At 37.0% G+C, this 24,708-nt stretch carries 25 protein-coding genes, 1 tRNA gene and 1 pseudogene; 21 read left to right on the top strand and 6 right to left on the bottom strand.

Translation table 11 applies throughout. From position 1 onward, the window contains the following. The first annotated feature begins 39 nt into the window (after window positions 1-39). From IGJ04_RS05600 to IGJ04_RS05555, 10 genes are read left to right on the top strand one after another with little or no spacing between them, the layout of a single operon-like run. The gene (locus tag IGJ04_RS05600) at window positions 40-345 is read left to right on the top strand and encodes a hypothetical protein (RefSeq protein WP_002364305.1); all 306 of its coding nucleotides are present in this window, start codon (window positions 40-42) and stop codon (window positions 343-345) included. After that, window positions 332-4,852 (top strand): phage tail tape measure protein, encoded by a 4,521-nt coding sequence (locus IGJ04_RS05595; protein WP_438840024.1) that lies wholly within the window; start codon window positions 332-334, stop codon window positions 4,850-4,852. Before IGJ04_RS05600 ends, IGJ04_RS05595 begins: the two co-directional genes overlap by 14 nt. After that, a complete protein-coding gene (locus tag IGJ04_RS05590) occupies window positions 4,849-5,571 on the top strand; it encodes a hypothetical protein (protein ID WP_438840023.1) in 723 nt (240 codons plus the stop codon). The genes IGJ04_RS05595 and IGJ04_RS05590 overlap by 4 nt, the downstream gene beginning before the upstream one ends. Next, window positions 5,571-7,016: a phage tail spike protein gene (locus tag IGJ04_RS05585; RefSeq protein WP_438840022.1), complete on the top strand. Its 1,446-nt coding sequence runs from the start codon at window positions 5,571-5,573 to the stop codon at window positions 7,014-7,016. The genes IGJ04_RS05590 and IGJ04_RS05585 overlap by 1 nt, the downstream gene beginning before the upstream one ends. Before the next feature lie 5 nt (window positions 7,017-7,021). Further along, a complete protein-coding gene (locus IGJ04_RS05580) occupies window positions 7,022-7,762 on the top strand; it encodes a hypothetical protein (protein ID WP_438840021.1) in 741 nt (246 codons plus the stop codon). A gap of 17 nt (window positions 7,763-7,779) precedes the next feature. Then, window positions 7,780-8,259 (top strand): hypothetical protein, encoded by a 480-nt coding sequence (locus tag IGJ04_RS05575; RefSeq protein ID WP_438840020.1) that lies wholly within the window; start codon window positions 7,780-7,782, stop codon window positions 8,257-8,259. Next, the gene (locus tag IGJ04_RS05570) at window positions 8,249-8,668 is read left to right on the top strand and encodes a hypothetical protein (RefSeq protein WP_438840019.1); all 420 of its coding nucleotides are present in this window, start codon (window positions 8,249-8,251) and stop codon (window positions 8,666-8,668) included. Before IGJ04_RS05575 ends, IGJ04_RS05570 begins: the two co-directional genes overlap by 11 nt. Window position 8,669: 1 nt before the next feature. After that, window positions 8,670-8,807 (top strand): XkdX family protein, encoded by a 138-nt coding sequence (locus IGJ04_RS05565; RefSeq protein WP_438840018.1) that lies wholly within the window; start codon window positions 8,670-8,672, stop codon window positions 8,805-8,807. A 29-nt stretch (window positions 8,808-8,836) separates the two neighbouring features. Further along, window positions 8,837-9,241, top strand: a complete 405-nt coding sequence (locus IGJ04_RS05560) for a phage holin family protein (RefSeq protein ID WP_010710709.1) — start codon at window positions 8,837-8,839, stop codon at window positions 9,239-9,241. After that, entirely contained in the window at window positions 9,225-10,058 is an 834-nt protein-coding gene (locus IGJ04_RS05555) for a peptidoglycan recognition protein family protein (RefSeq protein WP_016617618.1), read from the top strand. Before IGJ04_RS05560 ends, IGJ04_RS05555 begins: the two co-directional genes overlap by 17 nt. Before the next feature lie 155 nt (window positions 10,059-10,213). Here the strand turns inward: IGJ04_RS05555 and IGJ04_RS05550 are convergent, their stop codons facing one another. Both IGJ04_RS05550 and IGJ04_RS05545 read right to left on the bottom strand, forming a co-directional pair. Beyond that, complete coding sequence (locus tag IGJ04_RS05550) at window positions 10,214-10,771, bottom strand: GNAT family N-acetyltransferase (RefSeq protein ID WP_438840017.1); 558 nt, start codon at window positions 10,769-10,771, stop codon at window positions 10,214-10,216. A 16-nt stretch (window positions 10,772-10,787) separates the two neighbouring features. After that, a complete protein-coding gene (locus IGJ04_RS05545; protein WP_289865848.1) occupies window positions 10,788-10,970 on the bottom strand; it encodes a hypothetical protein in 183 nt (60 codons plus the stop codon). Window positions 10,971-11,116: 146 nt separating this feature from the next. Between IGJ04_RS05545 and IGJ04_RS05540 the strand changes: the two genes are divergently transcribed. The 3 genes from IGJ04_RS05540 to IGJ04_RS05530 all read left to right on the top strand — a co-directional run bounded on the left by IGJ04_RS05540 (window position 11,117) and on the right by IGJ04_RS05530 (window position 13,595). Then, a tRNA-Ile gene (locus IGJ04_RS05540) sits at window positions 11,117-11,190 on the top strand. A 455-nt stretch (window positions 11,191-11,645) separates the two neighbouring features. After that, the gene (locus IGJ04_RS05535; protein WP_002356499.1) at window positions 11,646-12,152 is read left to right on the top strand and encodes a QueT transporter family protein; all 507 of its coding nucleotides are present in this window, start codon (window positions 11,646-11,648) and stop codon (window positions 12,150-12,152) included. 237 nt (window positions 12,153-12,389) lie between these two features. Beyond that, entirely contained in the window at window positions 12,390-13,595 is a 1,206-nt protein-coding gene (locus IGJ04_RS05530; protein WP_438840016.1) for an aminoacyltransferase, read from the top strand. 55 nt (window positions 13,596-13,650) lie between these two features. Here IGJ04_RS05530 and IGJ04_RS05525 read toward each other — a convergent pair whose 3' ends face one another. The 4 genes from IGJ04_RS05525 to IGJ04_RS05510 are packed head-to-tail and all read right to left on the bottom strand — an operon-like array spanning window position 13,651 to window position 16,622. Next, window positions 13,651-14,286 carry an ECF transporter S component gene (locus tag IGJ04_RS05525; protein WP_002356501.1) on the bottom strand — a complete coding sequence of 212 codons (636 nt, stop codon included), beginning with the start codon at window positions 14,284-14,286 and terminating at the stop codon, window positions 13,651-13,653. Window positions 14,287-14,289: 3 nt separating this feature from the next. After that, window positions 14,290-14,844, bottom strand: coding sequence for a phosphopantothenoylcysteine decarboxylase (coaC, locus tag IGJ04_RS05520; protein WP_002408715.1), 555 nt, complete (start codon window positions 14,842-14,844; stop codon window positions 14,290-14,292). After that, window positions 14,841-15,614, bottom strand: coding sequence for a phosphopantothenate--cysteine ligase (coaB, locus tag IGJ04_RS05515; protein ID WP_010823908.1), 774 nt, complete (start codon window positions 15,612-15,614; stop codon window positions 14,841-14,843). Before coaB ends, coaC begins: the two co-directional genes overlap by 4 nt. Before the next feature lie 15 nt (window positions 15,615-15,629). Continuing rightward, window positions 15,630-16,622, bottom strand: coding sequence for a YhdH/YhfP family quinone oxidoreductase (locus IGJ04_RS05510; protein ID WP_002356506.1), 993 nt, complete (start codon window positions 16,620-16,622; stop codon window positions 15,630-15,632). Window positions 16,623-16,885: 263 nt separating this feature from the next. Between IGJ04_RS05510 and IGJ04_RS05505 the strand changes: the two genes are divergently transcribed. The 8 genes and pseudogenes from IGJ04_RS05505 (at window position 16,886) to IGJ04_RS05470 (ending at window position 24,675) form a co-directional block, all read left to right on the top strand. Further along, window positions 16,886-17,428 (top strand): helix-turn-helix domain-containing protein, encoded by a 543-nt coding sequence (locus tag IGJ04_RS05505; protein WP_002356507.1) that lies wholly within the window; start codon window positions 16,886-16,888, stop codon window positions 17,426-17,428. A 25-nt stretch (window positions 17,429-17,453) separates the two neighbouring features. Next, window positions 17,454-18,539: an ABC transporter ATP-binding protein gene (locus IGJ04_RS05500; protein ID WP_010823907.1), complete on the top strand. Its 1,086-nt coding sequence runs from the start codon at window positions 17,454-17,456 to the stop codon at window positions 18,537-18,539. 18 nt (window positions 18,540-18,557) lie between these two features. Next, on the top strand, window positions 18,558-19,364 hold the full coding sequence (locus IGJ04_RS05495; RefSeq protein ID WP_438840015.1) for an ABC transporter permease: 807 nt from the start codon (window positions 18,558-18,560) through the stop codon (window positions 19,362-19,364). Next, window positions 19,364-20,200, top strand: coding sequence for an ABC transporter permease (locus tag IGJ04_RS05490; RefSeq protein WP_002356512.1), 837 nt, complete (start codon window positions 19,364-19,366; stop codon window positions 20,198-20,200). The genes IGJ04_RS05495 and IGJ04_RS05490 overlap by 1 nt, the downstream gene beginning before the upstream one ends. Continuing rightward, the gene (locus tag IGJ04_RS05485) at window positions 20,197-21,270 is read left to right on the top strand and encodes an ABC transporter substrate-binding protein (RefSeq protein ID WP_002376560.1); all 1,074 of its coding nucleotides are present in this window, start codon (window positions 20,197-20,199) and stop codon (window positions 21,268-21,270) included. The genes IGJ04_RS05490 and IGJ04_RS05485 overlap by 4 nt, the downstream gene beginning before the upstream one ends. A 150-nt stretch (window positions 21,271-21,420) precedes the next feature. Next, window positions 21,421-22,103, top strand: a pseudogene (locus tag IGJ04_RS05480) (TVP38/TMEM64 family protein). Between the two features lie 109 nt (window positions 22,104-22,212). Then, a complete protein-coding gene (locus IGJ04_RS05475; RefSeq protein WP_002359581.1) occupies window positions 22,213-23,505 on the top strand; it encodes a GntP family permease in 1,293 nt (430 codons plus the stop codon). Between the two features lie 21 nt (window positions 23,506-23,526). Continuing rightward, window positions 23,527-24,675, top strand: coding sequence for a glycerate kinase (locus tag IGJ04_RS05470; protein WP_438840014.1), 1,149 nt, complete (start codon window positions 23,527-23,529; stop codon window positions 24,673-24,675). The last annotated feature ends 33 nt before the right edge of the window (window positions 24,676-24,708 follow it).

The following is a 24,708-nucleotide window of genomic DNA, read 5'->3' as shown; positions in this document are numbered from 1 at the left end:
CAACATTTCCCCAATATCACTTTAAAAGAAATTGAGCGTATGACTCCTTATGAATTTAATTTACGGATAAAAGCTGTAAATTTACGTGCAATTAACGAAGAAAGGAAACTATACGTTAACGCGTTAGCTACACGTATTTTTACAACACCAGATGAAAAAGGGCAACGCTATATTTTTAACGAAGTGAAAGATGTCTATGACTTTGAAAAGCTTGAACGCGATGTGCGAGGGGAAATCTCGCAACGAGAAGTGGAAAAGCTAAGTGAGCTAGAAGAAAACGCTCGTCGATTAGAACAAGCAAGAAAAATTGTTGAGGAAAGGAGGAAACAACGTGACACAAAGTAAAACGGTAACAGCTATACTTACAGCACGTGATAACAATTTTACCAGTGCGATGAATGGCGCTGTGTCTTCGCTAAAAAAACTTAATTCAAATGCTTCTGATATTCCTAGTAATTTGAATACAGTGAATGGTGCGATGAAAAGTTTCGGCGATAAAACCGCAAGTATCGGCCAAAGCATTGAAAAAGTCGGCGGTTCGATGACTAAAGGTATTACACTCCCAATTGCGGGTGCCGTTGGCGCAGTAACAACCGCAGCGGTAAAATGGGAAAGTGCCTTTACTGGAGTTAAAAAGACCAACGATGAGATGGTCGATTCTAACGGTAAAGTCATTTATTCTTATGATGATTTAGAAAAAGGCCTTAGAGATTTAGCAAAAGAATTGCCCGCAAGTCACACAGAAATTGCAAACGTTGCGGAAGCGGCGGGGCAATTAGGTATCCAAACTGATAAAGTTGTAGGATTTACCAAAACTATGATCGATATGGGCGAATCAACAAACATGTCAGCCGATTCAGCAGCTACTTCCCTAGCTCGCTTTGCTAACATTACCCAAATGTCACAAGATAAATTTAGCAATCTTGGTTCAGCGATTGTTGATTTAGGGAATAATTTAGCGACCACCGAATCAGAGATTACAGAGATGGGCTTACGTTTAGCAGGTGCAGGAAAACAAATTGGCATGACCGAAGGAGACATTGTAGGTTTTGCGGCGGCGTTATCATCTGTTGGTATAGAAGCCGAAGCGGGCGGCTCGGCGTTCTCTAGGTTAATGGTACAAATGCAATTAGCAACTGAAACAGGCGTTGAAGCTTTTGCACCGCTGAAACAAGCAGTAGCGGAGCAAGGCGTGTCTTGGGAATCTTTTGTGCATGCTGTAAACTGGGGTGGAAAAGAACTGACGGCAGTTTCTAAGCAAATGGGAATACCTACCTCAGAATTAAAGAAAATGTACAAAGAAGCCAGCAAAGCTTCGGGTAGTCTGGAAGATTTCGCGAATGTAACAGGTCGAACTGGAGAAGAGTTTGCACAATTATTCAAAAGCAATCCATCTCAAGCATTAATTGAATTTATCCAGGGCTTAAAAGACTCAGAAAAACACGGAATATCAGCTATTAAAGTGCTAGATGATATGGGAATTACAGAAGTTCGATTACGTGATAGTTTATTACGTGCAGCTAATGCAAGTGATGTCTTTGAAGGTGCTGTAAAACGAGGTAACGAAGCGTTTAATGAAAATACAGCTTTAGCAGAAGAAGCTGGCAAACGATACGGAACTACAGAATCGCAGTTAAATATTTTACGTGGTCAATTAAACGATGTAGCAATTACGTTTGGCGGTCCATTAGTAGCCGCTTTAAATAGCGCGATAAGTGCTGCTAAGCCTATGATTGAAGCTTTAGCAAATATGGCTGAGGCTTTTGCATCAGCTGATCCAAAAACGCAAGAGTTCATTTTGAAAATGGCTGCGTTAGCTGCTTCTGCTGGTCCTGTGTTAAAAGTTTTTGGGAAAATGACAAGTGTTTTCGGCAAAACGATATCAACGATGTTTGAAACCGCAGGGAATATTGATAGCAAGTGGCAGCAATTTATTACTAAACCTATTGTTAATGGCTCTGGTAGTGCATTACAAGCTGTAAAAGGGTTTGTTTCTAAATATAAATCAAATCTAGCAGGGCTTGAAAGTGCAGGAGTTAATGTAAATGTATTAACAAGATTTACCACGTTAGGAGAGACTATTTCAGGTCTTTTTCCTACGTTAGATACATTTAGAGCAAATCTACGAGCAAGTCAAAGGCAGCTGAATATGCTAGGGGAAGGGAATAAAGTTACTAACTTTTTCCGTTCTTTTTCTGCTTCTTTACAATTATCTAACAGCAAATTAGCGAAATTTGCCTCTGTTGTTATTAATCCTATTGGGTCGCTAAGGAATTTATCTTCTGCAGCTGGCAAATCGGGAACGGTTTTATCAGGGCTTGGCGTAGCCGCCTCAAAAGCAGGTGGAGGTTTTAGAACATTTGCGGCAACAGGGATACGATCTATAGCTAGCTTAACAGGAGCTATGTTGAGTAATCCCATAACAGCAATTTTAGTAGCAATAACCACTACAATAGTTGGCGTAGTGCAAGCCTGGAAATCCAATTTTATGAATATTCAAGGCTATGTGAAAACTGCTTTTAGCGGAATAGTAAAATCGTTTAAAAGTGTACTTCCTAGCTCCGCGAGCGTTACTAAAACAATAAAAGGATTAGGAAATATCTTTAAGTGGTTAGGTACTGGTACGATTGTCGGTGTCACTTTTGCAATAGCAGGTTTTGTAGATGGCTTACGCGCTATCGTTACTGTAGGAAAAACAGCGGTAAACGCTATAATGGCAATTGCAAACGGCGTAAAAGGACTTTGGAAACGGCTAAAAGGTGATTCTAAAGGCGCAGACAAAGCATTTAAAGATGTGAAAAAAAGTATGTCTGATATAGGCAAGGATTGGGACACAATGTTTTCTGATTCTGCTATTAAAAACGCTATTAAGAGTACAGAAGAGTTAGGGAAAAAATCGAAAGACACTACGAAAGCCATGTCCATGAATATGGAAGAGGTATCAAATAGTGTTGAAGATTACTCCTCAAAACTTGATGAAGCTAAACAGGCAATGACTGAACTTTTCTCACAGCAAAATGGTAGTACGGCTGGCGTAGAAACTTATTTCAAGAATACACTTGATTTAGTTACGAATTTAAAGGAACAGCAGAAAAAAGCTGTTGAAACCTATAACAAGCAAATTGAAGCAGCAGAAGGAAAATCCGAAGCTGAAAAGCAAAAGATTTTCGCTAATGCCTCAACCGAGTATATGAAGGCTGTTCAATCGTCCAATAATGATTTGTTAAAAGTTTATACGGATTATTCTAATCAGTTGAAAAATAACAAAACGATAGAGGGGCAAGAGTTAACTGAACAGCAACGAGCGACTTTACAGAATCAAACAAATATTATTCGCGATAATTTAGTAGAGCAACAGAAACAATTCGTTGAAGCAGGTGTAAACAAGCTAAATAACAATCAAATGTTAAGCGAGCAAGAAAAAGAGCAAACCTTAACAAGCTTACGAACACTTGGGGAACTTCAAGCGCAACAAGTGCAAGAAAATAACGCCCAAATTCAGCAATTAGAAACACAAAAAAACCAAGCAAAAACGGAATCTGAAAAAGCAGCTTTCCAAAATCAAATCACACAATTGCAAACACAAAACAGCCAGATACGTCAAAGTGAATTAGAGCAAGGAGCGCAACTTCTAGCGATTATTTCACAAAATGGTGCGAATAAAATTGCGGTGACGGCTGATAATTTAGCACAGCTTAAAGGTGTGACAGACCAACAGCTTTTAGGCATTTATCAATCTTATGTAAATAACGGTGCTAGCATTGATCAACAGATGGCTTTATTAGCTGGCATATTACGCCAACGGGGGATTGAAGGCTCTAACGGTTTAGTTCAAGGATTACAAAGCAACGACCCTAAATTATGGGCGAATATGTCAAAAGCTGACATTGTGAATACCTTGCAATCATTACCGCCTGATTTGTTTAAAAACGGTCAAGATGGTAAAAACAAATTAATCGACGGGTTGAACTCAGGAAAAGTTGAAATCAATAATGTCGGTCAAGAGTTAATGAATCAGATGAACTCAGGCGTAAAAAATAAGAAAGCAGAAGCGGAAAAAACTTCTGGTGATGTAGCTTCATCTGGTGCAAAGGGCGCAAAAAGTAAAGGTAAAGAATACAATAGCGGCGGTAATTCTAATGCTGGAGAGTATAACACAGGGCTAGCGAAACAGAAAAGCAACGCAAAACAAAAAGGTACCGAATTAGGTTCAGCGCCAGTTGAAGGAATAAAAACAAAAGCTTCTGCTATGCAAAGCGCAGGAGAACAGCTTGGACGTAGTTTTGTTCAAGGATTATCTTCTCAGGTTGGTTCAGCTAATAATGCAGGTAGAGATTTAGGAAATGCTGTTAAAAGTGGTGCTAGCTCGGTAAGTATGGTATCAGTCGGTTCGAATCTAGCTAGTGGTGTTGCTTCTGGTATTCGTGCAAGTCAGGGCGAAGCAGTGGCTGCTATGCAAAATTTAGTAGCTGCTGTAGATAAAGCTGGGCAGAGAAAAGGTGAAATTAAATCACCGTCGAGATTACTTAAACGTAATGTTGGTGTTTTCCTTGCACAAGGTGTAGCTGCAGGTATTCGAGAAGATACGTCGGTTGCCGTACAAAGTGCAAAAGATATGATTTCAAGTATTCATCAATCTATTACGGGTAGCCGTTTGATGAAACGTTCAAATGCAATTGAGGTAAAACACTCTATAGATAATACGCCAATGGGAAAAATGGTAGAAATCTTAGAAGAAATAAGACATTTAACTGTTGTGATGGATACTGGCCAAGTAGTGGGAGCGCTAGGTAGCCCAATGAATCTTAATTTAGCAGAACAACAAAAGCAAGATGGGAGGTATCGTAGTTGATTGAAATTGTAGAATATATGGCCAAAGGTCGTTTTAATAGCAAAGAACATGGTTTCTACATTATTGAACACGATGCTCCTTCTGCGGAAGAAGTAGAAATTATTGAACAAATTCCTTTCATGCAAGGGCAGTACGATTTTTCCATGCTTACAGGAGAACGAATTTTTAGTAATCGGACTGTTACAGTTACCTTTTGGCGACCTAATACGCCTTACGAAGAACGAAAGTCGTTAGAGGCGAAAGTAAAAGAAGAATTGATGATGGATGGAATTGATTACATTGATGATTCTTGGTTACGTTCAGGGCTTCGCTGGTATGGAAAATGCAAAAGTGTGAAAGCAGAAGATGATGCGTCAAGTAATTCATTAACATTAACTGTAGAATTTGACGTGTATCCTTTTGCTTTAAAGGAAAATATTTCTTATTCCGATGTCTTTGACGAGGACTTTTTCACAGATGATAGTGCCGATAATTGGACGGGTTACTATATTCATGGAAAAAGAGAAATTTTCCTTATCAATATGGGAGCGAATGCTTCTAGTCCAACAATAAAGGCAACGTCTACAATGCAATTAACTACTGATGACGGAACAACAATAAAAGTTCCGAAAGGCGAATCGCAAGATTATTTCTTTAAATTAAAAAGAGGGACCAACCACTTAACTATTTATGGCGAAGGTCATATCTCTTTCTTTATGTCTAGTGAGGTGATGGTCTAATGTATCGAGTATTATTGTTTGATAATCCGAACAGAAAGAATCCAAAGATTGTTCATGAGCCATATAGCTATGGTGAGAAAATCAAAGATAGTGAAGTATATTTATCGCTTAACGGATTAGGAATTTCTACTTTTGAATTTACCTTTAATATTAACAATAAATACTATCAAAAGATTGAGCCGATTATTCACTTTATCCAGATTGTGGATGTTACAAGAAATAAAGAAATTTTTTATGGTAGAGTTGCTAAAATCACGAATAAAATGGAAGCATCAGGAAGCTTTTCTCAAACTCTCTTAGCGGAGGATGAGAAAGCTTTTTTATATGATTCTGTTCAAACCTATATGAAACCAACACGGATGACTGTATCTGCTTATTTACAAAAAATACTCGATGCACACAATAAACAAGTTGAAGCGTATAAGCAGTTTCGGCTTGGTGAAGTGAATGTTGTAGATAATGGGGACTTGCTAAGAGGATTAGGCTATCAAAGTACAGCTGATACCATCAAAGAAAAATTATTGGATAGGTTGGGCGGTACGTTAACACTGCGACGCGTTGGGAATATAAATTATTTAGATTATCTATCTAATTATGGTATGAACAGTGAAACTCCTTTACAGTTAACCAAAAATCTAAAAAGTGCTACTCGAGATATTGATGTTTCTGAATTGTTTACAAGGATTGTGCCCGTCGGTCAAGATATTGAAGATACGTCAAATACTGATATTGAAGTGGGAACAGATTTTTCACGACCTAAATATACTATCGAAAAAGTAAATGGCGGTAAGAATTACCTTGATGATGAAGCGTTAATCAAAAAATTTGGATTAAACACAGGCATTGTAGAATTTTCAAATGTCAAAGACCCATCAATTTTAAAACGTCGAGGGTTGCAATGGCTAAAAGACCAAAGCTTGATGTTGGTAACTTGGACAGTTGAAGCCATTGAGTTAGGGCTATTGGATAAACGGTATGAATTAATCACTTTAGGAAACAGTTATAAAGTAGATAATCAATTTATTTATGCTGTAGAACGATTACAAGTGATTGAGAAAAAATTTAGTATTTTAGAACCGCAAAAGGTTACTTTGACGATTGGCTCGAAAAAGAAAAAACTGACCGATTATCAAAACGAAATAAAAGCTATTCAATCCGATTTGGTAAACGTAAAAAAATTTGCTGCAGCAGGCGTTCAGAACATTTCAGAGTTGATAAAAAAACAGGAAGAGTTCGACAACGATTTATCTGTTCAAAGTAGTAAAGTTAGTTCTTTGGAAGACTTAACCAGTGAATTATCAACAACCGTGACAGAATCGACGGAAGCCTTTAAACAATTAGCAAGTGATTTAACAAATACACTCGAATCTGTAGGTACTGCTCAAACTGAGATGAAAAAGGCGTTAGACGATTTAATTAAGCGCGTAGAGAAATTAGAAAAATAAGAGAGGTGAGACGGTTGGCACAAGAATTTAAGGATACTCGACCAACAAATGAACCAAATACAACAGTTGATTATCAAGACCCGACCGATGTCGATGAGGTGCAAGATGAAATAAAAAACGGTGTGATTGATCCTATTTCTCAAACGTTTGCTTTGTGGATTCGAACAAAGATGTATCGACGACATGTTCGAGAATCTTTAGCTCGTATGATGGAGTATACCAGTGTTTTATTTAATAAAATAAAGGCTATTTCTGAAAATACAGAAAAGCGCCAATCTAAAGTAGAACAACGTCAAACCAATTTAGAGGAACGTTTTAAAGATGTAATCGCAAATGCTACAACAGATAGCGAAGTTATCGATGCTCGAAGTAGTGAACGTTTGGGAAATTTTAAAACGTTAGATGAACGGCTAGAATATTTTGAAAATATCATTGCTTCTGTTATTCCAGTTGGTTTTGATGTAACTATTGTTCACAATTTAGGAGCTCAACCCGTCGTTAATGTTCGTACTTGGACACACGGCATAGGTGTGCTGCCTTTAGGTACAGAACCAACAGGATTATTTGGCGGTAGTGCTTCTCAATCAATTCAATGTACGGTAAAACATGTGAATTCTTCTGAATGTATTGTGACTATTCCGCTAGATTATAAAACAGATTTTCTACCAGTAAAAATTGATGAGCATAAGTATTTGCTTATTGATGGTCAGAATAGCCGATCTATTGTATTTGACTTAATTTTATAAGAAAGGACGTTGTGAATATGGATTTAACTAGAATTTATAGAGGGATGGAGAACGGGGCAGAATCGATTGAAGAAAATTTCAATAAAATTGGTGCAGCCGTTGATAGCACCTCAAGAACTTTCCAAAAAATCACCAAAAAAGAACCGTTGTGGACAGGTGCATGGTATGGCGGAGCTGCAGGAAACGGTAATGTTCCTTCTAAATCGCTATCGGAGTGTGAGAACGGCTGGATTTTCCAATGGCAAGAATATAAAAAAGACGGCACCTTAAACGGTTCATGTTATCACTTTTTCTTAGTACCTAAACAGCATGCGCAGAATCCAGGTGCTGGAGGAGTTATTTTTCTTTTACATGGATACAACGCTAATAGTTTAGTACGGAAATATTTATATATTAAGGATACTAAAATTACAGGTAATGATATGAATGCCTCTTCTAGTGATACGGCTGGTTCAGGCAGTAAACTGTTTGCGTTAAGTGCGATTTATGAATACTAGGAGGAAAGAGAACATGAAAATTTGGATTGATGATATTCAAGGTTATCTAGATGGATATTCCACAATGGAACAACCGAATAAGATTGAACTTGAAGTAGAAAAAGAACCAACAGATTTCTTTAATTACCGTTGGAATGGGACAAGCTTAATATACGATCCTGACAATGTGCCAGAACCAGAGCCAGCACCACCGACCGATATCGAAATATTACAAGCCGAAAATGCGGAATTAAAACAATTAAATTCAAAACTTATGATTAATGACACGAATTTAAAAAAAGAGCTTTCCGAAGTAACGAAGAAAGCAGATAATTTTGCGCAAATTAGTGCAAAATCAATGCTTGCGATTAATCAATTAACCAATCAAGTAAAAGAAATTAACGAAAAATTAGCAGAAGGAGTGGAATAAAATGTTTACATTTGATGATATTAAAATGATGTATGATTGGGGCTGTTTTACAGATGAACAAGTAATGGAGTTTGTCCCAGATTGTATAACAGAAGATGAATTTACAAAAATGACAGGAAAACCGTTTAGCAAAGGCTAAGCGGTTTTTATTATTGGAAGGTGGAAGACATGGTGATTATTGATAATCAAGCGTTAATAGCAGAATTTAAAAATTTAATTTCAAACGGTTTTATCCAAGTGTTTGTTTGGATTGTGTTAGGGGATATTGCAACAGGTATTTGTAAGGGAATCTACAGGGAAGAAGGAAATAGTACAAAGGGATTACCTGGATTAATTAAACATTTACTTGTTGTATGTTTAGTTATAGTGACCTATCCATATTTAAAAATAATGGGATTCTCATCTATTGCTGATGGTTTTGTTTTATTTTACATTGCTGTTTATGGTCTTTCGATTACAGAAAACTTAGGGCAGCTAGGTGTTCCGTTACCTTCTTGGGTTAAAAATCATCTAAGCAAATTAAAAGATGAAAATGATAAAGGAGGTGAACCGAAAGATGGTACAGGTAATTAATCAATCTGTTTGTGGAGGAATTGCTGGTAGACGCCCCAACGCAACACCAAAAGGCGTTGTCATTCATAACGATGCAGGAAGTATTTATGCGACTGCTGCGCAATATGTTAATGCTTTAGCTGTAATGTCTCCTACGCAATTAGCGAATGGTTTTGCTCATTATTATATTGATCGAAATACAATTGCACGTGTAGAAGATACATTCAACGCAGCTTGGCATACAGCAAATTCAGATGGAAATTTGAACTATGTTGGTTATGAGGTTTGTCAATCGATGGGCGCTAGCGATGCAGACTTTTTAGCGAATGAGCAAATGACATTTAAGCAAGTAGCCGAAGATATGAAGTTTTGGGGAATGCAACCTAATAGAGATACTGTAAGATTGCACAAAGAATTTGTTCCTACAGCATGTCCTCATCGTTCGTGGGAATTGCATGGAAAAGAAACAAACGCAGTAAAAGACTATTTTATTAGCCAAATAAAAAAATATATGGGAAATCAAAACGAAAACAATAGCAACTCAAGTAATAACAATCAAAATACAATAAAAGGGAGAGAAGCAACGATGTTTTGTTTATATCAACGACCAATTAATAGTAAAACAGGAAAATTAGAAGATAACGGGGATCACTGGGCTACATTCTTCTGTAATGGAGTGAATTGTCGACGTTTATATCATGGCGATGAGGCAGAAGTAATAAAAACAGTATACAGAGAGAACAACGGAAAAGAAATACCGTTCTTTGGTAAAGAGAAATGGCCTAAAAATGCTCCATGGTACAAACGTTTAGAGACTGTTTGTCCAGTTGTAAAATAGCTTGAAAATTAGAATGAAATTATGTAAAATTTGATTAGGGCTTTAGTGGAAAGTACATCACTTCTAACAAATTTGTTTTTGAAAAGAACAGGTATCTCAGATGATACCTGTTCTTTTTATTTATTATACAAAAAAAGACATCCATATGATGTCTTTTAATCTGGAATAAATAGCTGGTTAGTCGTATAAGCCATACTAACATTACAATCTCTAGTATCTCCAGTTTTTTCAAATCCTATTTTTCTATAAAAATTTTGAACATCTTTTTCACTTTGGACGGTGATTAAACAAGAACCTACATATGGTAAAATAGTAAGCTTAATAAACGAAAATACATAATACATCAGATTAATACCAAATTTTTGATTTTGGAAATCTTTCTGAATAGCAAAATGGTGTATTTGAATCCCTGGAATAGATCTTTTATATACAGGATTTTTCCATTTATCTAGTTTTTTGTGCGTATGTGAAGTTTTAGTAACTAACACTCGATCAGTAGTTAAAGTAAAATATCCTACTAATCTTTTTTTATTTTCAATTTCCATGAAAAATAAAAAGGTTTTTGTAATACCGAAAGTCAAATCTTCCAAAGCATCATTTTTTAGATAAGAATCTATTTCAGGTTTCCCACAAGAAAAAGCCTTTACCAAGGCTTTTTCTTCGATATCTAGATTTGAAATCTTTTTTATTTGTACTTCTGCATCAATAAACATTACGATTTTACACCTCTTATACTTTGTAAGAAATACCATCAATATTAAGAGTTTTAATATCGTTTACTTTTTTAGCTGTTTTTTTGGCATTTTTATTTGTGGGTTTAGGATCTTTGCCGAAAACACTATCAATAAAAGAATCATAACTTTTTGAATCAGTAAAAACCATTTCTGTACATTTGATAGATGTAGTGGCCATTGACATTTCCTCCATTCAAATTTATTATTTTTATTAGCTTTTTATTTAGCTTATCATGACTAATACTTTTGAGCAATGTATATGAAAGAATTTTATAAAAAAATTGAATTAATTTAAATATTTTATTATGATTTAAGGGTATTTCAGGACCATTAGCTCAGCTGGTTAGAGCAAACGGCTCATAACCGTTCGGTCACAGGTTCGAGTCCTGTATGGTCCATAATTAAAGACTTACTTCTCGTTTGAGAGCTAAGCCTTTTGTTTATCTATTTCAATATTAGTCTGTCAATTCTTTTGAATTACTTTTGATTTTTATAATTAATTTAGTCTAAAGCTTGTAGAAACAACTTTTTTCTAAAGTAAAATACTTTTGAGATACTTTTGCTTTTCTAGCTTAGTTGTACTGTATAAAACAAAAATATTTTTAGAATGGTAATTAAGAAATAAGCAAATCCCTACTTCTCATTGTGAGAGGTAGGGATTTTTTTGTCTATTTGCCACAAACTTGCCACAAAAAATAGTGAAAATATGAAAAAATACATTAAATAAAAAACTTTGGAAATCTCGAAAGCCTTGATAAATCAATATTTTTATATTATGAACTACATGCTATAATGGAGTTCAAGGTTCATCAACCATCCCTTGTAAAAAAACTCGGAGAAAGAAGGAAAAAGTATGCAAAATTCGTTTCAAGCCAATCGAAAGCTAAGAACAGTCTTAGCCAATGGTATCATTATGGGCTTATATATTGTCCTCTCTTTATTGGTTCGGCCAGTTTCTTCTGGTATGATTCAATTTAGAATTTCAGAAAGTTTGAATCACCTAGTCGTTTTCAATCGCAAATTGATGTGGGGTGTTTTAGGCGGCGTTATCTTTTTTAACTTATTTTTTGGTTTCGGTGTAATGGATGCTCTGTTTGGTGGTGCGCAAACATTATTTGCGTTGAGCTTAACAGCTTTTTTACAAAAAAAGGTACCAAGTATTCCTGTTAGAATGTGTCTAAATAGTCTATTTTTCACTGTAAGTATGTTTTTTATTGCCTTTATGCTAGTACCAAGTGGCGGTCAAGCATTTTGGACAACTTATGGTTGGTTAGCATTAAGTGAAGCGATTATTATGACGATTTCAGCACCAATCATGTATTTTATCAACAAGTCATTAAAATTTGAAACACGTATTTAATTGAAAAGATGTGGATAGAAATGATTCATCCTTTGAATGGCAGTGAAGAAAAGTGTCGTTGCTATTAGTGAACTAAGTGGTAGAATGAACTGTTTCTACCTCGTCTTTTTTACATAAAGAATAAGATCTACATTTTTTCTAAAAATTTTCATGTAAAACTTTACTAGTCTGTTGGAATACACTATGATAGTGTAAGATAAACGGACTATTGGAAAGTCACAGCAGAGGAGTTTGAACATGTACACATTTAAAATCGGTATTCCGGCAGAAGTACACGATACATTTGTTAAAAATCACCCATTATGTAATTTACTACAGTCATCTTCATGGGCAAAAGTCAAGGATAACTGGGGTTCTGAAATTGTTGGGGTTTATGAAAAGGATACATTAGTCGCATCAAGTTTAGTTTTAATCAAACCATTACCAGCCGGTTTTACGATGTTATATACACCAAGAGGTCCAGTAATGGACTGTACAAATGAACGTCTGGTCAGCTACTTTATGGCTGAATTGAAAAAATTTGGCAAGAAAAAACGAGCTTTATTTATAAAAATGGATCCAGCGGTTCATTATCAAGATTTCCATTTGGGAGAAGAACATCAACCGCATGCTGAAGCGACAGCTATTATTGAGACCTTGAAAAAAGCAGGGGCCAAATATCAAGGACTGACAATGGATATGGGGGCCACCATCCAGCCCCGCTTCCAAGCGAATATTTATCGTGAAGATTTTAGTGAAGAACAATTGTCAAAAAGCACCAAGAAAATGATTAAAACAGCTGAAAAAAAAGGGGTCGTTGTGCAGCAAGGGCATGTTGACTTTGTTGATGAATTTGAAAAAGTCATTCAATCAACCATGGAACGCCAACATATTTCTTTACGGAATAGTGATTACTTTAAGAAGCTGTTGAACATTTACCCAGAAGACTCCTTTATTATGCTGGCGCAAGTCAATTTAAAGGAACGCTTAGATAGCACGCGACAACGCTATGACAAAAATCAAAAAGACTTGAGTAATTTGAAAGAAAATCAAGTGAAAAAGCGCCATAATTTAGAAGAATTAGATGCTTCCTTGACTCGGGAACTAAAAGAATTAGAAGAAAATATCGCAGAAGCTGGTGAAATCGTCACGGTTGCTGGCGCTTTGGCTGTGACATTTGGTCCAACAAGTGAAATCCTTTATGCTGGCTTAGATGATCGTTATAAACGCTACATGCCAACATATGTGACTTGGCGAGATGCCATTCAAGAATGTTTTAACCGTGGCTGCGAAAGCTGTAATATGGGCGGCTTAGAAGGTAGTTTAAATGATGGCTTAATTAAGTTTAAAGCGAACTTCAACCCAACGATTAATGAATTTATTGGGGAATTCGATTTACCGGTTAATAAATTATTATTTAAAGCCAGTGAATATGCCTATAAATTACGAAAACAAAAAAAATAAATAAAAAACACAGGGACTAAAAATCAAACTTGATTTTTAGTCCCTGTGTTTTTTTCTATAGTTTTTGCGTTGCATTCCGTTTCATTAAGCGAAGCAAAACGCTAGCAATTGCTGAAGCAGCTACACCAGCAACAAGAGCTTCTGGCACACCAGAACTGAAAATCGTCGCAATAATAGCTAGGTAAACAGCAGTTCCAGCTTTACCAATAATTTCAGCATAAGCTGAATTAAAAAGAAAATAAATCATGTTCATGACTAAAATGGTATTCGTTGCTGAGCCTAAAACACCAGCCACAAATAAGGAGACAGGTTGCGCTTTTTCCTTCGTTAATTTATTTAGCCATTTGTAAGCGAAATAAGGAACGACCCCAATTAAAATCCGCGGAATGAGCACAATTAAAAGAGCCTTCCAACTACCGTGATCGGTACCAATCACGGGAATAAATGGAGAAAAAACAAACGACAAAGGTGTTGGTGCTGTCGTATTTTTAATTAAGCTAATGATCCCAAACGTGCCGCCCAACATACTACCGATTTTTGGCCCTAAAACAATGGAACCAATAATTACAGGAATATGCATCGTGGTCGAATTTAAAGGACCTAATGTGATAAATCCTAGCGGGGTTAAAGCCAGTAAAAGTAAGATAGCTAAGAACATGGCTGTTAACGTAAATTTTTTCGTGTTATTCATAAATTACTCCTTGTTATCAGATGCTAAAATTTTCATCACTGTTTGAAGGATATCTTCAACAGTGGCAAGTGCGCCACGACCATAATCGCCACAAGCTAAAAGAGCCTCCCGTGGGATTATTTCTTGATAGCCGACTTCTTTTAAAATGCTAATATTTCGTTGGACAATGGGGTTTTGGTACATATACGTATTCATCGCGGGCGCAATAATTTTTGGTGTTTCAGGATAAAGTGCCAAAGCAACTGTTGATAATAAGTCGTCGGCAATCCCATGGGCTAATTTCCCAATTGTATTGGCCGAAGCAGGTGCTACTAAAAATAAATCCGCTTTTTTAGCTAACTCAATGTGATTAATTTTACTGGGATCAATTTCCATCATGACATCCGTATGCACCGGATTCTTAGAAAGTGATTGTAAGGTCAGCGGAGTGATGAACGCTGTGCTGCTTTTAGTCATTAAAATTTCCACATTGTAGCCAAGCTTAGCTAGTTGACTTGTAATATCTGCTGCTTTATATGCAGAAATGCTGCCAGAGACGCCTAATAAAATAGTTTTCATTGTTGTTCTCTCCATTTCTTTTCAACATTTTTAACGATCATTGAACCAATCCCTTGTTTTGAACAAGCTTCTTGGACAATGCCCGTTTCGTTAATTAATAATCCTTCGTGTTCTGTTTCATGAACGTTCATCAAGTCATTGGCTAAGACAAAGTCACACCGATTTTTAACCAAAGCGGCTTGTGCAACTTGGACAAGTTCTGCTTGTGAAACGTCGACAAGTAATTTAAAGCCCACTAAAACAGTTTGGGGTTGCTTGTCACGAATCATTTGGATGACTTTAGGATTTTTCTTTAGAAAAATTAATAATCGATCCGTATCAGATGAAATTTTTGTTGCTGTTTGAGGAATATCAGCAATCTGATTCAATGTGTTTTGAACGATAGTTACCAAGGCTTCTTTGGTCTTTGGCAATGTTTGTTCGCTTAATTGTTGCGCAAAAGAATCAATAAATTGTTCTTCCGTTTGCGCGGTTTCCGTCGTAAAATCACTGACTGCCATTGCGTGAACAATCGCATCAAATTGCTTTTCAGCAAAGAGTTGTTCTAACGTAGTGGCTAATTCAACCGTTGTTTCTATTTCTTTAATTGATAAGTCCAATTGTTGGGTTGGACGTAATGCATGTTTGGTTGTTACGTAGGTTACGGTGTGTCCAGCAGCTAAAAAACTTTCAGCAATTGCTTTTCCTAGTCCGCCAGAAGAATGATTGGTAATCGAACGAACATTATCAATCGGTTCTGACGTTCCGCCAGCAGTAACTAAAACATCCATAATCAAAACGCCTCCTTAAGAAATTCGGACAATGGTCCGTCCAATATGTTGGCCTGCTTGTAATGCTTCAAAAACAGGGGGAAGTTCTTCTAAAGTAATCTCTTGATACACAGCTTTTTCAGTGATGTCTAAATCAGTGGCAAGACGTTGCCAAACTATTTTTCGTTTGTCCATACCAACATTAACCGAATCAATGCCCAATAAATGAACGCCCCGTAAAATAAAGGGTAAAACGGTTGTCTCTAATGTAATTCCAGCAGCGCGGCCACAAATGGCTGAACGGCCATCATAACGAAGTTGTGGTAAAACAGCAGAAGTAATTTCCCCACCAGTGGTATCAATTGCAAAAGCAAAACGCTGTTTCATCAATGCTTTAACAGGAGTTGCTAAGAAATCTTCTACTAATAAGCATTCACTAACACCTAACTCTTTTAAAAGCTCAAAAGAATCTGGCTTTCTAGTTAATGCAGTGATTGAAGTGTAGCCTAATTGATGCAACATCGCAATAGACAATGTCGCAACACCGCCTGTCGCACCAGTTACAATAATGGGGGCTTCTTTGTCGTCGCGTAAGCCATCGTCTTCTAAAGCTGTGACAGATAATCCGGCCGTAAAGCCAGCAGTTCCGAAAATCATTGCTTCTTTGAGACTCATTTTTTCAGGAAGTGGAACTACCCAATCGCCAGGAACACGCACATATTCAGAATAACCACCAGTATGACTAACCCCTAATTGATAGCCTGTTACGATCACTTTATCGCCTTCTTTGAAACGAGGATCTTCCGATGTGACAACAGTGCCACTGACATCAATTCCTGGAATCATTGGATAATTGCGAATCACACCGCCGTCTTTTTTTGAAGCTAAAGAGTCTTTAAAGTTAACTGAGGAGTAGGCTGCTTTGATTACTACAGTGCCTTCTGATAAATCGTCTAAAGTAATGGTTTCTAGTTGACCAATAACAGATGTATCTTGTTCTCTTAACGTAAATGCTTGAAATGAATTCATATAAAAACTCTCCTTCCAATTATGTAAAAAAGCAACTCGTCTTATTTTATCATATTCTGATTTTTTCGTATCATTTTTCTTCTTATAAACAGTAAGTTATACAGAAAAAAAAGATTGTGTGACAATTAGACTAGAAAAATAAAGAAAAATGGTTGAAATTTTTCAAAAAGTTCGTATACTAAAAAAGGTAAAACTAAACTGTAAGTTTAGTATTACAAAACTTTTGTTGAAAAGATTAGCTGAAAATAGAAACGAGGTGTGCCATGGAAATTGGTGAGAAGTTGAGAAATTTACGCATTCAGAAAAATTTAACACAAGAAGAATTGGGCGAAAGAACGGATTTATCCAAAGGCTATATTTCCCAATTGGAGCGGGATTTAAGCTCACCATCAATGGAAACATTTTTCTCAATTTTAGAAGTACTAGGCGTGACGCCAGAGCAGTTTTTTAGTCAGCAACCGCTTGAACAGAAAATTGTCTACAATGAAGAAGAAAGTACCCTCTATTATGATGAAGAACATGGCTATGAACTAAAATGGTTAATTCCAGCCTCAAATGAAAAAGAAATGGAACCTGTCATTATTACTTTTGATAAAAATGGCGAATACAAAACGTTTGAACCTTCTCTATCGGAAACATTTATTTATGTGATTGATGGCTCCATTCGTTTGACATTAGGGGAAGCCACGTATATTGCTAAAAAAGGTCAAACCATGTATTACCAAGCAACAGAACCTCACCAAATTAGCAACAATGGTCGAGGAAAAAGTCGTGCGTTAATTGTGGCGACAGAATCGTATTTATAAAGGACGAAATGGAGGAGTTTATCCAGTGAGAAACCATGTGATTTCATTTGAAAATGTTGTCAAACAATTTGACGATGAACCAGTATTAAAAAATGTCAGCTTTGAAATTGAAGAAGGGAAATTTTATACGTTATTAGGACCTTCAGGATGTGGCAAAACAACGATTTTGCGTATTATTGCGGGATTCAATGACGTGACTTCTGGCGATGTTTATTTTGATGGTAAAAGAATAAATGATGTACCTGCCAATAAACGCCAAGTCAATACCGTGTTTCAGGATTATGCTTTGTTTCCTCACATGAATGTTTTTGATAATGTTGCGTTTGGTTTAAAAATCAAAAAACTATCCAAAACAGAAATTGAAAAAAAAGTGAAAGAGGCATTACGTTTGGTTCAATTACCCGGCTACGAAACACGTGAAATTAGTGAAATGTCTGGGGGCCAGCGTCAGCGGGTCGCAATTGCACGAGCGATTGTCAATGAGCCAAAAGTATTGCTTTTAGATGAGCCGTTATCCGCTTTAGATTTGAAATTACGCACAGCGATGCAATATGAACTACGTGATTTACAACAACGTTTAGGAATTACTTTTATTTTTGTGACCCATGATCAAGAAGAAGCATTAGCGATGAGTGATGAAATTTTTGTCATGAATAAAGGTCATATCGTGCAAAGTGGCACACCAGTCGATATTTATGATGAACCGATTAATCACTTTGTTGCTGACTTTGTGGGGGAAAGTAATATTGTGGATGGCGTGATGCTGGAAGATAATTTAGTTTCATTTGTGGGCAAAAAGTTTGAATGTGTCGATGGCGGCATGCGGAAAAATGAACCTGTAGAAGTCGTTTTACGTCCAGAAGACTTAACGATTACCACGCTTGAAAAAGGCAAGCTAACCGTAACGGTGGATACACAGTTATTCCGCGGCGTTCATTATGAAATTATTTGTTTTGATGAACAAGGAAACGAATGGATGGTGCATTCCACTCGAAAAGCCAAAGAAGGCGCTCAAGTAGGGCTCTCTTTTGAGCCAGAAGATATTCACGTGATGCGCTTCAATGAATCAGAAGAAGACTTTGATGCCCGTTTAGAAAGTTACGACGAGTAAACGAAAGGGGAAAATAAAATGAAAACAATGCGTCGAATTTATTCGATTCCCTATGTAATGTGGTTACTTTTATTCGTCATTGCGCCAGTGCTAATGATTATTTATCAATCATTTTTCGATTTGAATGGCCAGTTTACCTTGGCGAATTACCAAACGTATTTTACATCAGGAACGTATTTAAGTATGACCGTTAATTCGGTTTGGTATGCTTTTCTGATTACCATTTTTACGTTATTGGTAAGTTATCCTACGGCTTATTTTTTGACAAAGCTCAAGCATAAACAGTTATGGTTAATGCTTGTTATTTTACCAACGTGGGTGAATTTATTATTAAAAGCTTATGCCTTTATTGGGATTTTCAGTATTCATGGGAGTATCAATCAGTTTATGAGTTTTATGGGTTTGGGTACGCACCAAATTCTGTTTACAGATTTCAGTTTTTTATTTGTCGCAACGTATATTGAAATTCCATTTATGATTATGCCGATTTTTAATGCCTTAGAAGAGATGAATCCTTCATTGATTAGTGCTAGTCGGGACTTAGGAGCTAGCAGTGCGGAAACGTTCCGCCGTGTCATTTTTCCTCTCTCCCTAAACGGTGTGAAAAGTGGTGTTCAAGCTGTCTTTATTCCTTCGCTCTCGCTCTTTATGTTAACACGTTTAATTGGCGGCAATCGGGTGATTACGTTGGGGACGGCGATTGAGGAGCACTTCTTAGTAACGCAAAACTGGGGCATGGGTTCAACAATTGGTGTGATTTTAATTGTTGCCATGTTTATTGTGATGTTGCTGACGGGTGAGAAGAAGAAAGGGCGTGGCAAATAATGCAAAAGAAAAAGTTTAAATGGTCTTATGTGTATTTATTCGTTGTCTTTGCGCTACTGTACGCACCAATCTTTTATTTGATTTTTTATTCGTTTAACGACACGCAAACGATGAATCAGTTTACTGGTTTTACGTTAGATAATTATCGGAACGTTTTCGAAGACACACGCTTGTTAACCATTGTTCTGAATACGTTTTTGCTAGCTTTCTTATCGGCTTTAATAGCAACCATCATTGGAACATTTGGCGCGATGGGGATTTATTATACAAAACGTCGTAAAAACCGGAACACGTTGCTTAGCTTTAATAACATTTTACTCGTTTCACCAGATGTTATTATTGGAGCCAGTTTCTTAATTTTCTTCACAGCAGTAGGGTTTATCAGTTTAGGTTTTACAAGTGTATTATTGTCGCATATTGCCTTTAGTATTCCAATTGTTGTTTTAATGGTTTTACCAAAACTACAAGAGATGAATGATTCCATGGTAGATGCGGCACGAGATTTAGGGGCCAATAATGTTCAAGTGATTAAAAATATTATTTTGCCTTTTTTAGCGCCAGGAATTATTGCTGGCTACTTTATGGCCTTTACTTATTCGTTGGACGATTTTGCCGTAACATTCTTTGTGACAGGCAATGGTTTTTCAACATTATCTGTTGAAATTTATTCACGAGCACGTCAGGGAATTAGTTTAGAAATCAATGCCTTAAGTGCGTTAGTGTTCCTATTCTCAATGATTCTAGTTGTCGGTTATTACTTTATCAGTAAAGACAATACGCCAAAACGTTTAAAGAAAATGCGTCGGGAACAAAGTGAGGTGGCCAAGTTAAAATGAAAAAATTACAGTCACTTTTTATTGGAATTATCGCTATTATTGTCATCTTGTTTTTTGGCGTGCGCCAATTGGAGAAAGCAAGTGGCATGGCAGGAGCAGATACCTTGACCATTTACAATTGGGGGGACTATATAGATCCGGCCTTGATTAAGAAATTTGAAAAAGAAACAGGCTATAAAGTCAATTACGAAACCTTTGATTCTAATGAAGCCATGTATACAAAAATTCAGCAAGGTGGTACAGCCTATGATATTGCCATTCCTTCTGAATATATGATTCAAAAAATGATGAAAGCGAAGATGCTTTTACCACTTGATCACAGCAAATTAAAAGGCTTAGAAAACATTGATGCACGCTTTTTAGATCAATCCTTTGATCCCAAAAATAAGTTTTCCGTTCCGTACTTCTGGGGCACGTTGGGGATTATTTATAATGATAAATTTATTGACGGCCGTCAGATCCAACATTGGGATGATTTATGGCGCCCGGAATTAAAAAATAATGTCATGCTGATTGATGGTGCTCGGGAAGTGTTAGGATTATCTTTGAACAGTTTAGGCTATTCGTTAAACAGTAAAAACGACCAACAATTACGTCAGGCTACCGATAAGTTAAACCGATTAACGAACAATGTCAAAGCAATTGTTGCCGATGAAATCAAAATGTACATGGCTAATGAAGAAAGTGCAGTTGCTGTAACTTTCTCTGGTGAAGCTGCTGAAATGCTAGAAAACAATGAACATCTACATTATGTGATTCCCAGTGAAGGCTCTAATCTCTGGTTTGATAACATTGTGATGCCTAAGACAGCCAAAAATAAAGAGGGTGCCTATGCATTTATGAACTTTATGTTACGACCAGAAAATGCAGCACAAAACGCAGAATATATTGGTTATTCCACACCAAATAAAGAAGCTAAAAAACTATTACCAAAAGAAGTTGCTGAAGATAAACAATTTTATCCAGATGATGAAACCATCAAACATTTAGAAGTTTACCAAGACTTAGGTCAAGAATACTTAGGAATTTATAATGATCTGTTCTTGGAGTTTAAGATGTATCGGAAATAAAAAAAAGTACCTTCGTAACTTTCGAGCCGCCCCTAAAAGTTAGATTTTTAGTCTAACTTTTAGGGGCGGCTTTTATTCATACAAGCTTCTAATTGAGGCACGAAGAAACCTGTGCTACACTTTGTATAAAGCATAAAAGGAGCAAAGAAAATGAAGAGGAAAGCAATCCGAATACTACTAATCAGTAGCGGGCTTATTTTAATCCTGCTGGTAGGTTACCGTTTGTATCTAGAATATCAAACAGATATTCAATTATTTTTGAATCCTAAAGCCAGTAAGACACAATTATTAGAGCGAATTCGTTCACATGGTTTTTCAGCAGCGCTATTGTTAGTTTTTTTGACCGCGATCATGTGTGCAGTACCAGGGATTCCAACCTCGGTAATTGGTGTGATTGCAGGATTGAGTTTTGGTCCCTTCAGCGGCACACTCATTAATGTTTTAGGGAATAGTTTGGGAAATTTAGTTGCAATCTTTTTGATGCATCATATAAAATTTTAGATAGAAAAACGGAGACCAATCATTGGGTCCAGTCCATTCGACGGATGAAGCATCCAAAAATTGGGATTATGGTGGGCTACATGATTCCAATTATTCCTTCTTCTGTGATTAATTTTGCTGCAGATACTATGCAGTTGCCATTAAAAAATTTAATAGCCGCTATATTCATTGGTGTAATTCCTTCCTCAATACTTTACGCATGTGGAGGCGAAGCGCTCTTTCATGGATATAATAAAACGGCAGTATTGTTAATTGTGAGTGTTCTTTTGTTCGTTGGCTTGGTGGTCATTATTGAGAAAGATAGAAAAAGATTTCAAAAAACTGTTCTTTAAGAACGGTTTTTTTGTGCATTTGAACAATAAATCCTGTTAAATTTACAATTTTAAAAAGAAAGGACTTTGATAGAATGAAAGCGTAAACAATTTAAGGAGCTGATTTTGAATGCCAGATATTACAATATCTTGGGTTGCTGCAATTTTAGGATTAGTTGTAGCGATAGTATTAATTTTGAAAAAATTTAATCCTGTGTATTCCTTGTTTTTTGGTGCAATTGTTGGTTGTCTTATTGGAGGCGCTTCCCTGTCAGACACAGTCGCTGTTCTATTAAACGGAACACAAAGTATTATGGGAACCGCAATCCGTGTTTTAGCAGCCGGTATGTTGGCGGGTGTGATGATGGAATCGGGTGCGGCAGAATCAATTGCCAACGCCATTGTACAAAAGCTTGGCGAGAAAAAAGCTATTTTATCTTTGGCATTATCCACAATGGTAATTACAGCAGTGGGCGTATTCATTCCTGTTGCAGTGTTGATTGTTGCCCCGATTGCTCTATCTGTTGGGAAAAGTACGGGTATCAGTAAGTTATCATTATTGATTGCCTTATCAGGTGGCGGCAAAGCGGGCAATATTATTTCGCCTAATCCAAATACTATTGCAGCGGCGAACGGCTTTGATTTACCTTTAAGTGACGTTATGATTGCTGGTTTTATTCCAGCCGTATTTGGCTTAATTACGGCTGTTGTTCTTGCAAATATCATGAGAAGTAAAGGATCAATGGTCAAAGAAACGGATCTTGTGGAGGAACAAACAAAAGAATTATTACCTTTGAAAAAGGCGTTGATCGCGCCAGTGTTAGCGATTGTCTTATTATTACTTAATCCGATTGGCGCCGTTTTAAATATTTCTTTCATCAAAAGTTTGAATATTGATGCTCTGTATATTTTGCCGTTCGCCTCAGTTGTTGGGACAATTGCGATTGGGCAAACAAAACAACTGGCCTTTTATGCGTCTTCTGGCTTGAAGAGAGTAACCGATACCGTTTTAATTTTAATTGGTGCAGGTGCAATTGCTGGATTAATTTCTGTTTCTGATTTATCAACACAAATTGTCCACTTAATTTCTGTTATGGGAATTTCTGGAACCTTCTTGGCACCGATTTCTGGTATTTTAATGGGCTTAGCAGTTGGTTCAACATCCACAGCGGTTATTTTAGCGACAGGTTCTTTTGGACCAGCGATTTTAGATATGGGCACATCTTCACTTTCAGCAGCAGTCATGGTGCATACTGGGGCGACTGTGATTGATAGTGTTCCTCAAGGCAATTATTTCCATATTACGGCACAAAGTATGAATATGACGATTAAAGAAAGAATTCGAGTGATTCCTTATGAAATGTGTGTCGGTGGGGTAATGACGATTGTTGCAACCATTTTATATGGCTTTATTTTAAACTAGTTGGAAAGTAGGCGCGAAAAGATGACGAAAAAATTTGTTTTGGCTCCAGACTCATTTAAAGAAAGTATGAGTGCAAAAGAAGCCTGTCTGGCAATGGAAAAAGGGATTTTAGCTGTATTTAAAGATGCAGACATTCAACACGTCCCGATGGCAGACGGCGGGGAAGGAACGGTGGATTCCTTAGTGGATGCAACAGGAGGCACAAGAGTACCAGTGCGTGTGGCAGGACCGCTTCCTGATCAAATCGTTGAAACCTATTACGGCTTATTAGGTGACCAAGAAACGGTGGTTATTGAAATGGCGAAAGCCAACGGAATTGAATTGGTCAAAGCAGTAGAACGTAATCCCTTGATCACTTCTACTTATGGTACAGGAGAAATGATTCAACATGCGCTCAATCATGGGGCAAAAAAAATCATTATCGGCATTGGTGGTAGCGTGACAAATGATGGGGGTGCAGGTATGATTCAGGCACTTGGTGCGCGTTTGTTAGACAAGGAAGGGCAAGAATTGACACGTGGCGGTGGTGCATTAGATAAACTGGCGCAGATCGATTTAACACAGTTTGATCAACGTATTTTTGCTACCGAAGTTCTAGTAGCAAGTGATGTGAATAACCCACTAACAGGGCCAACAGGGGCGTCTCATGTCTTTGGCCCGCAAAAAGGTGCGACAGAAGAAATGGTGGCTCAATTAGATAAAAACTTAGCCCATTATGCAGCGGTCATCAAAAAAGAGGTCGGCATTGATGTTGAGATGATGCCAGGCGCAGGAGCTGCTGGTGGTTTGGGTGCAGGGTTACTAGCATTCACAAAAGCTCAGTTACGCCCAGGAATTGATATTGTCGTAGAAGTGAATCAATTAGAAGAAAAAATAAAAGCCGCTGATTATGTCTTTACTGGTGAAGGCGGTATGGATTTTCAAACAAAATTCGGCAAAGCTCCTTATGGCGTTTCGCGTTTGGCCAAGAAGTATCAAAAACCGGTTTTCGCTTGTGCTGGCTATATCGGCAAAGATGTGGATGTCCTCTATGAAGAAGGGATGACGGCTATTTTTGGAATTTTGGCCAAAGCCGAACCGTTGGAAGCAGCATTGAAAAATGGACCAGTTAACTTAGAAAGAACCGTTGAAAATATTGCTCGTACATTACAGCTGGTGCCTTGTGACTAAGAACTAACCATGGTATCAGCAGTAATGAAAGCT

Source organism: Enterococcus sp. AZ050, assembly GCF_051715085.1.
GTDB classification, from domain to species: domain Bacteria; phylum Bacillota; class Bacilli; order Lactobacillales; family Enterococcaceae; genus Enterococcus; species Enterococcus faecalis.
Note: the sequence above shows the minus strand (reverse complement) of the source record. Positions and strands in the feature narration are given on the sequence as shown.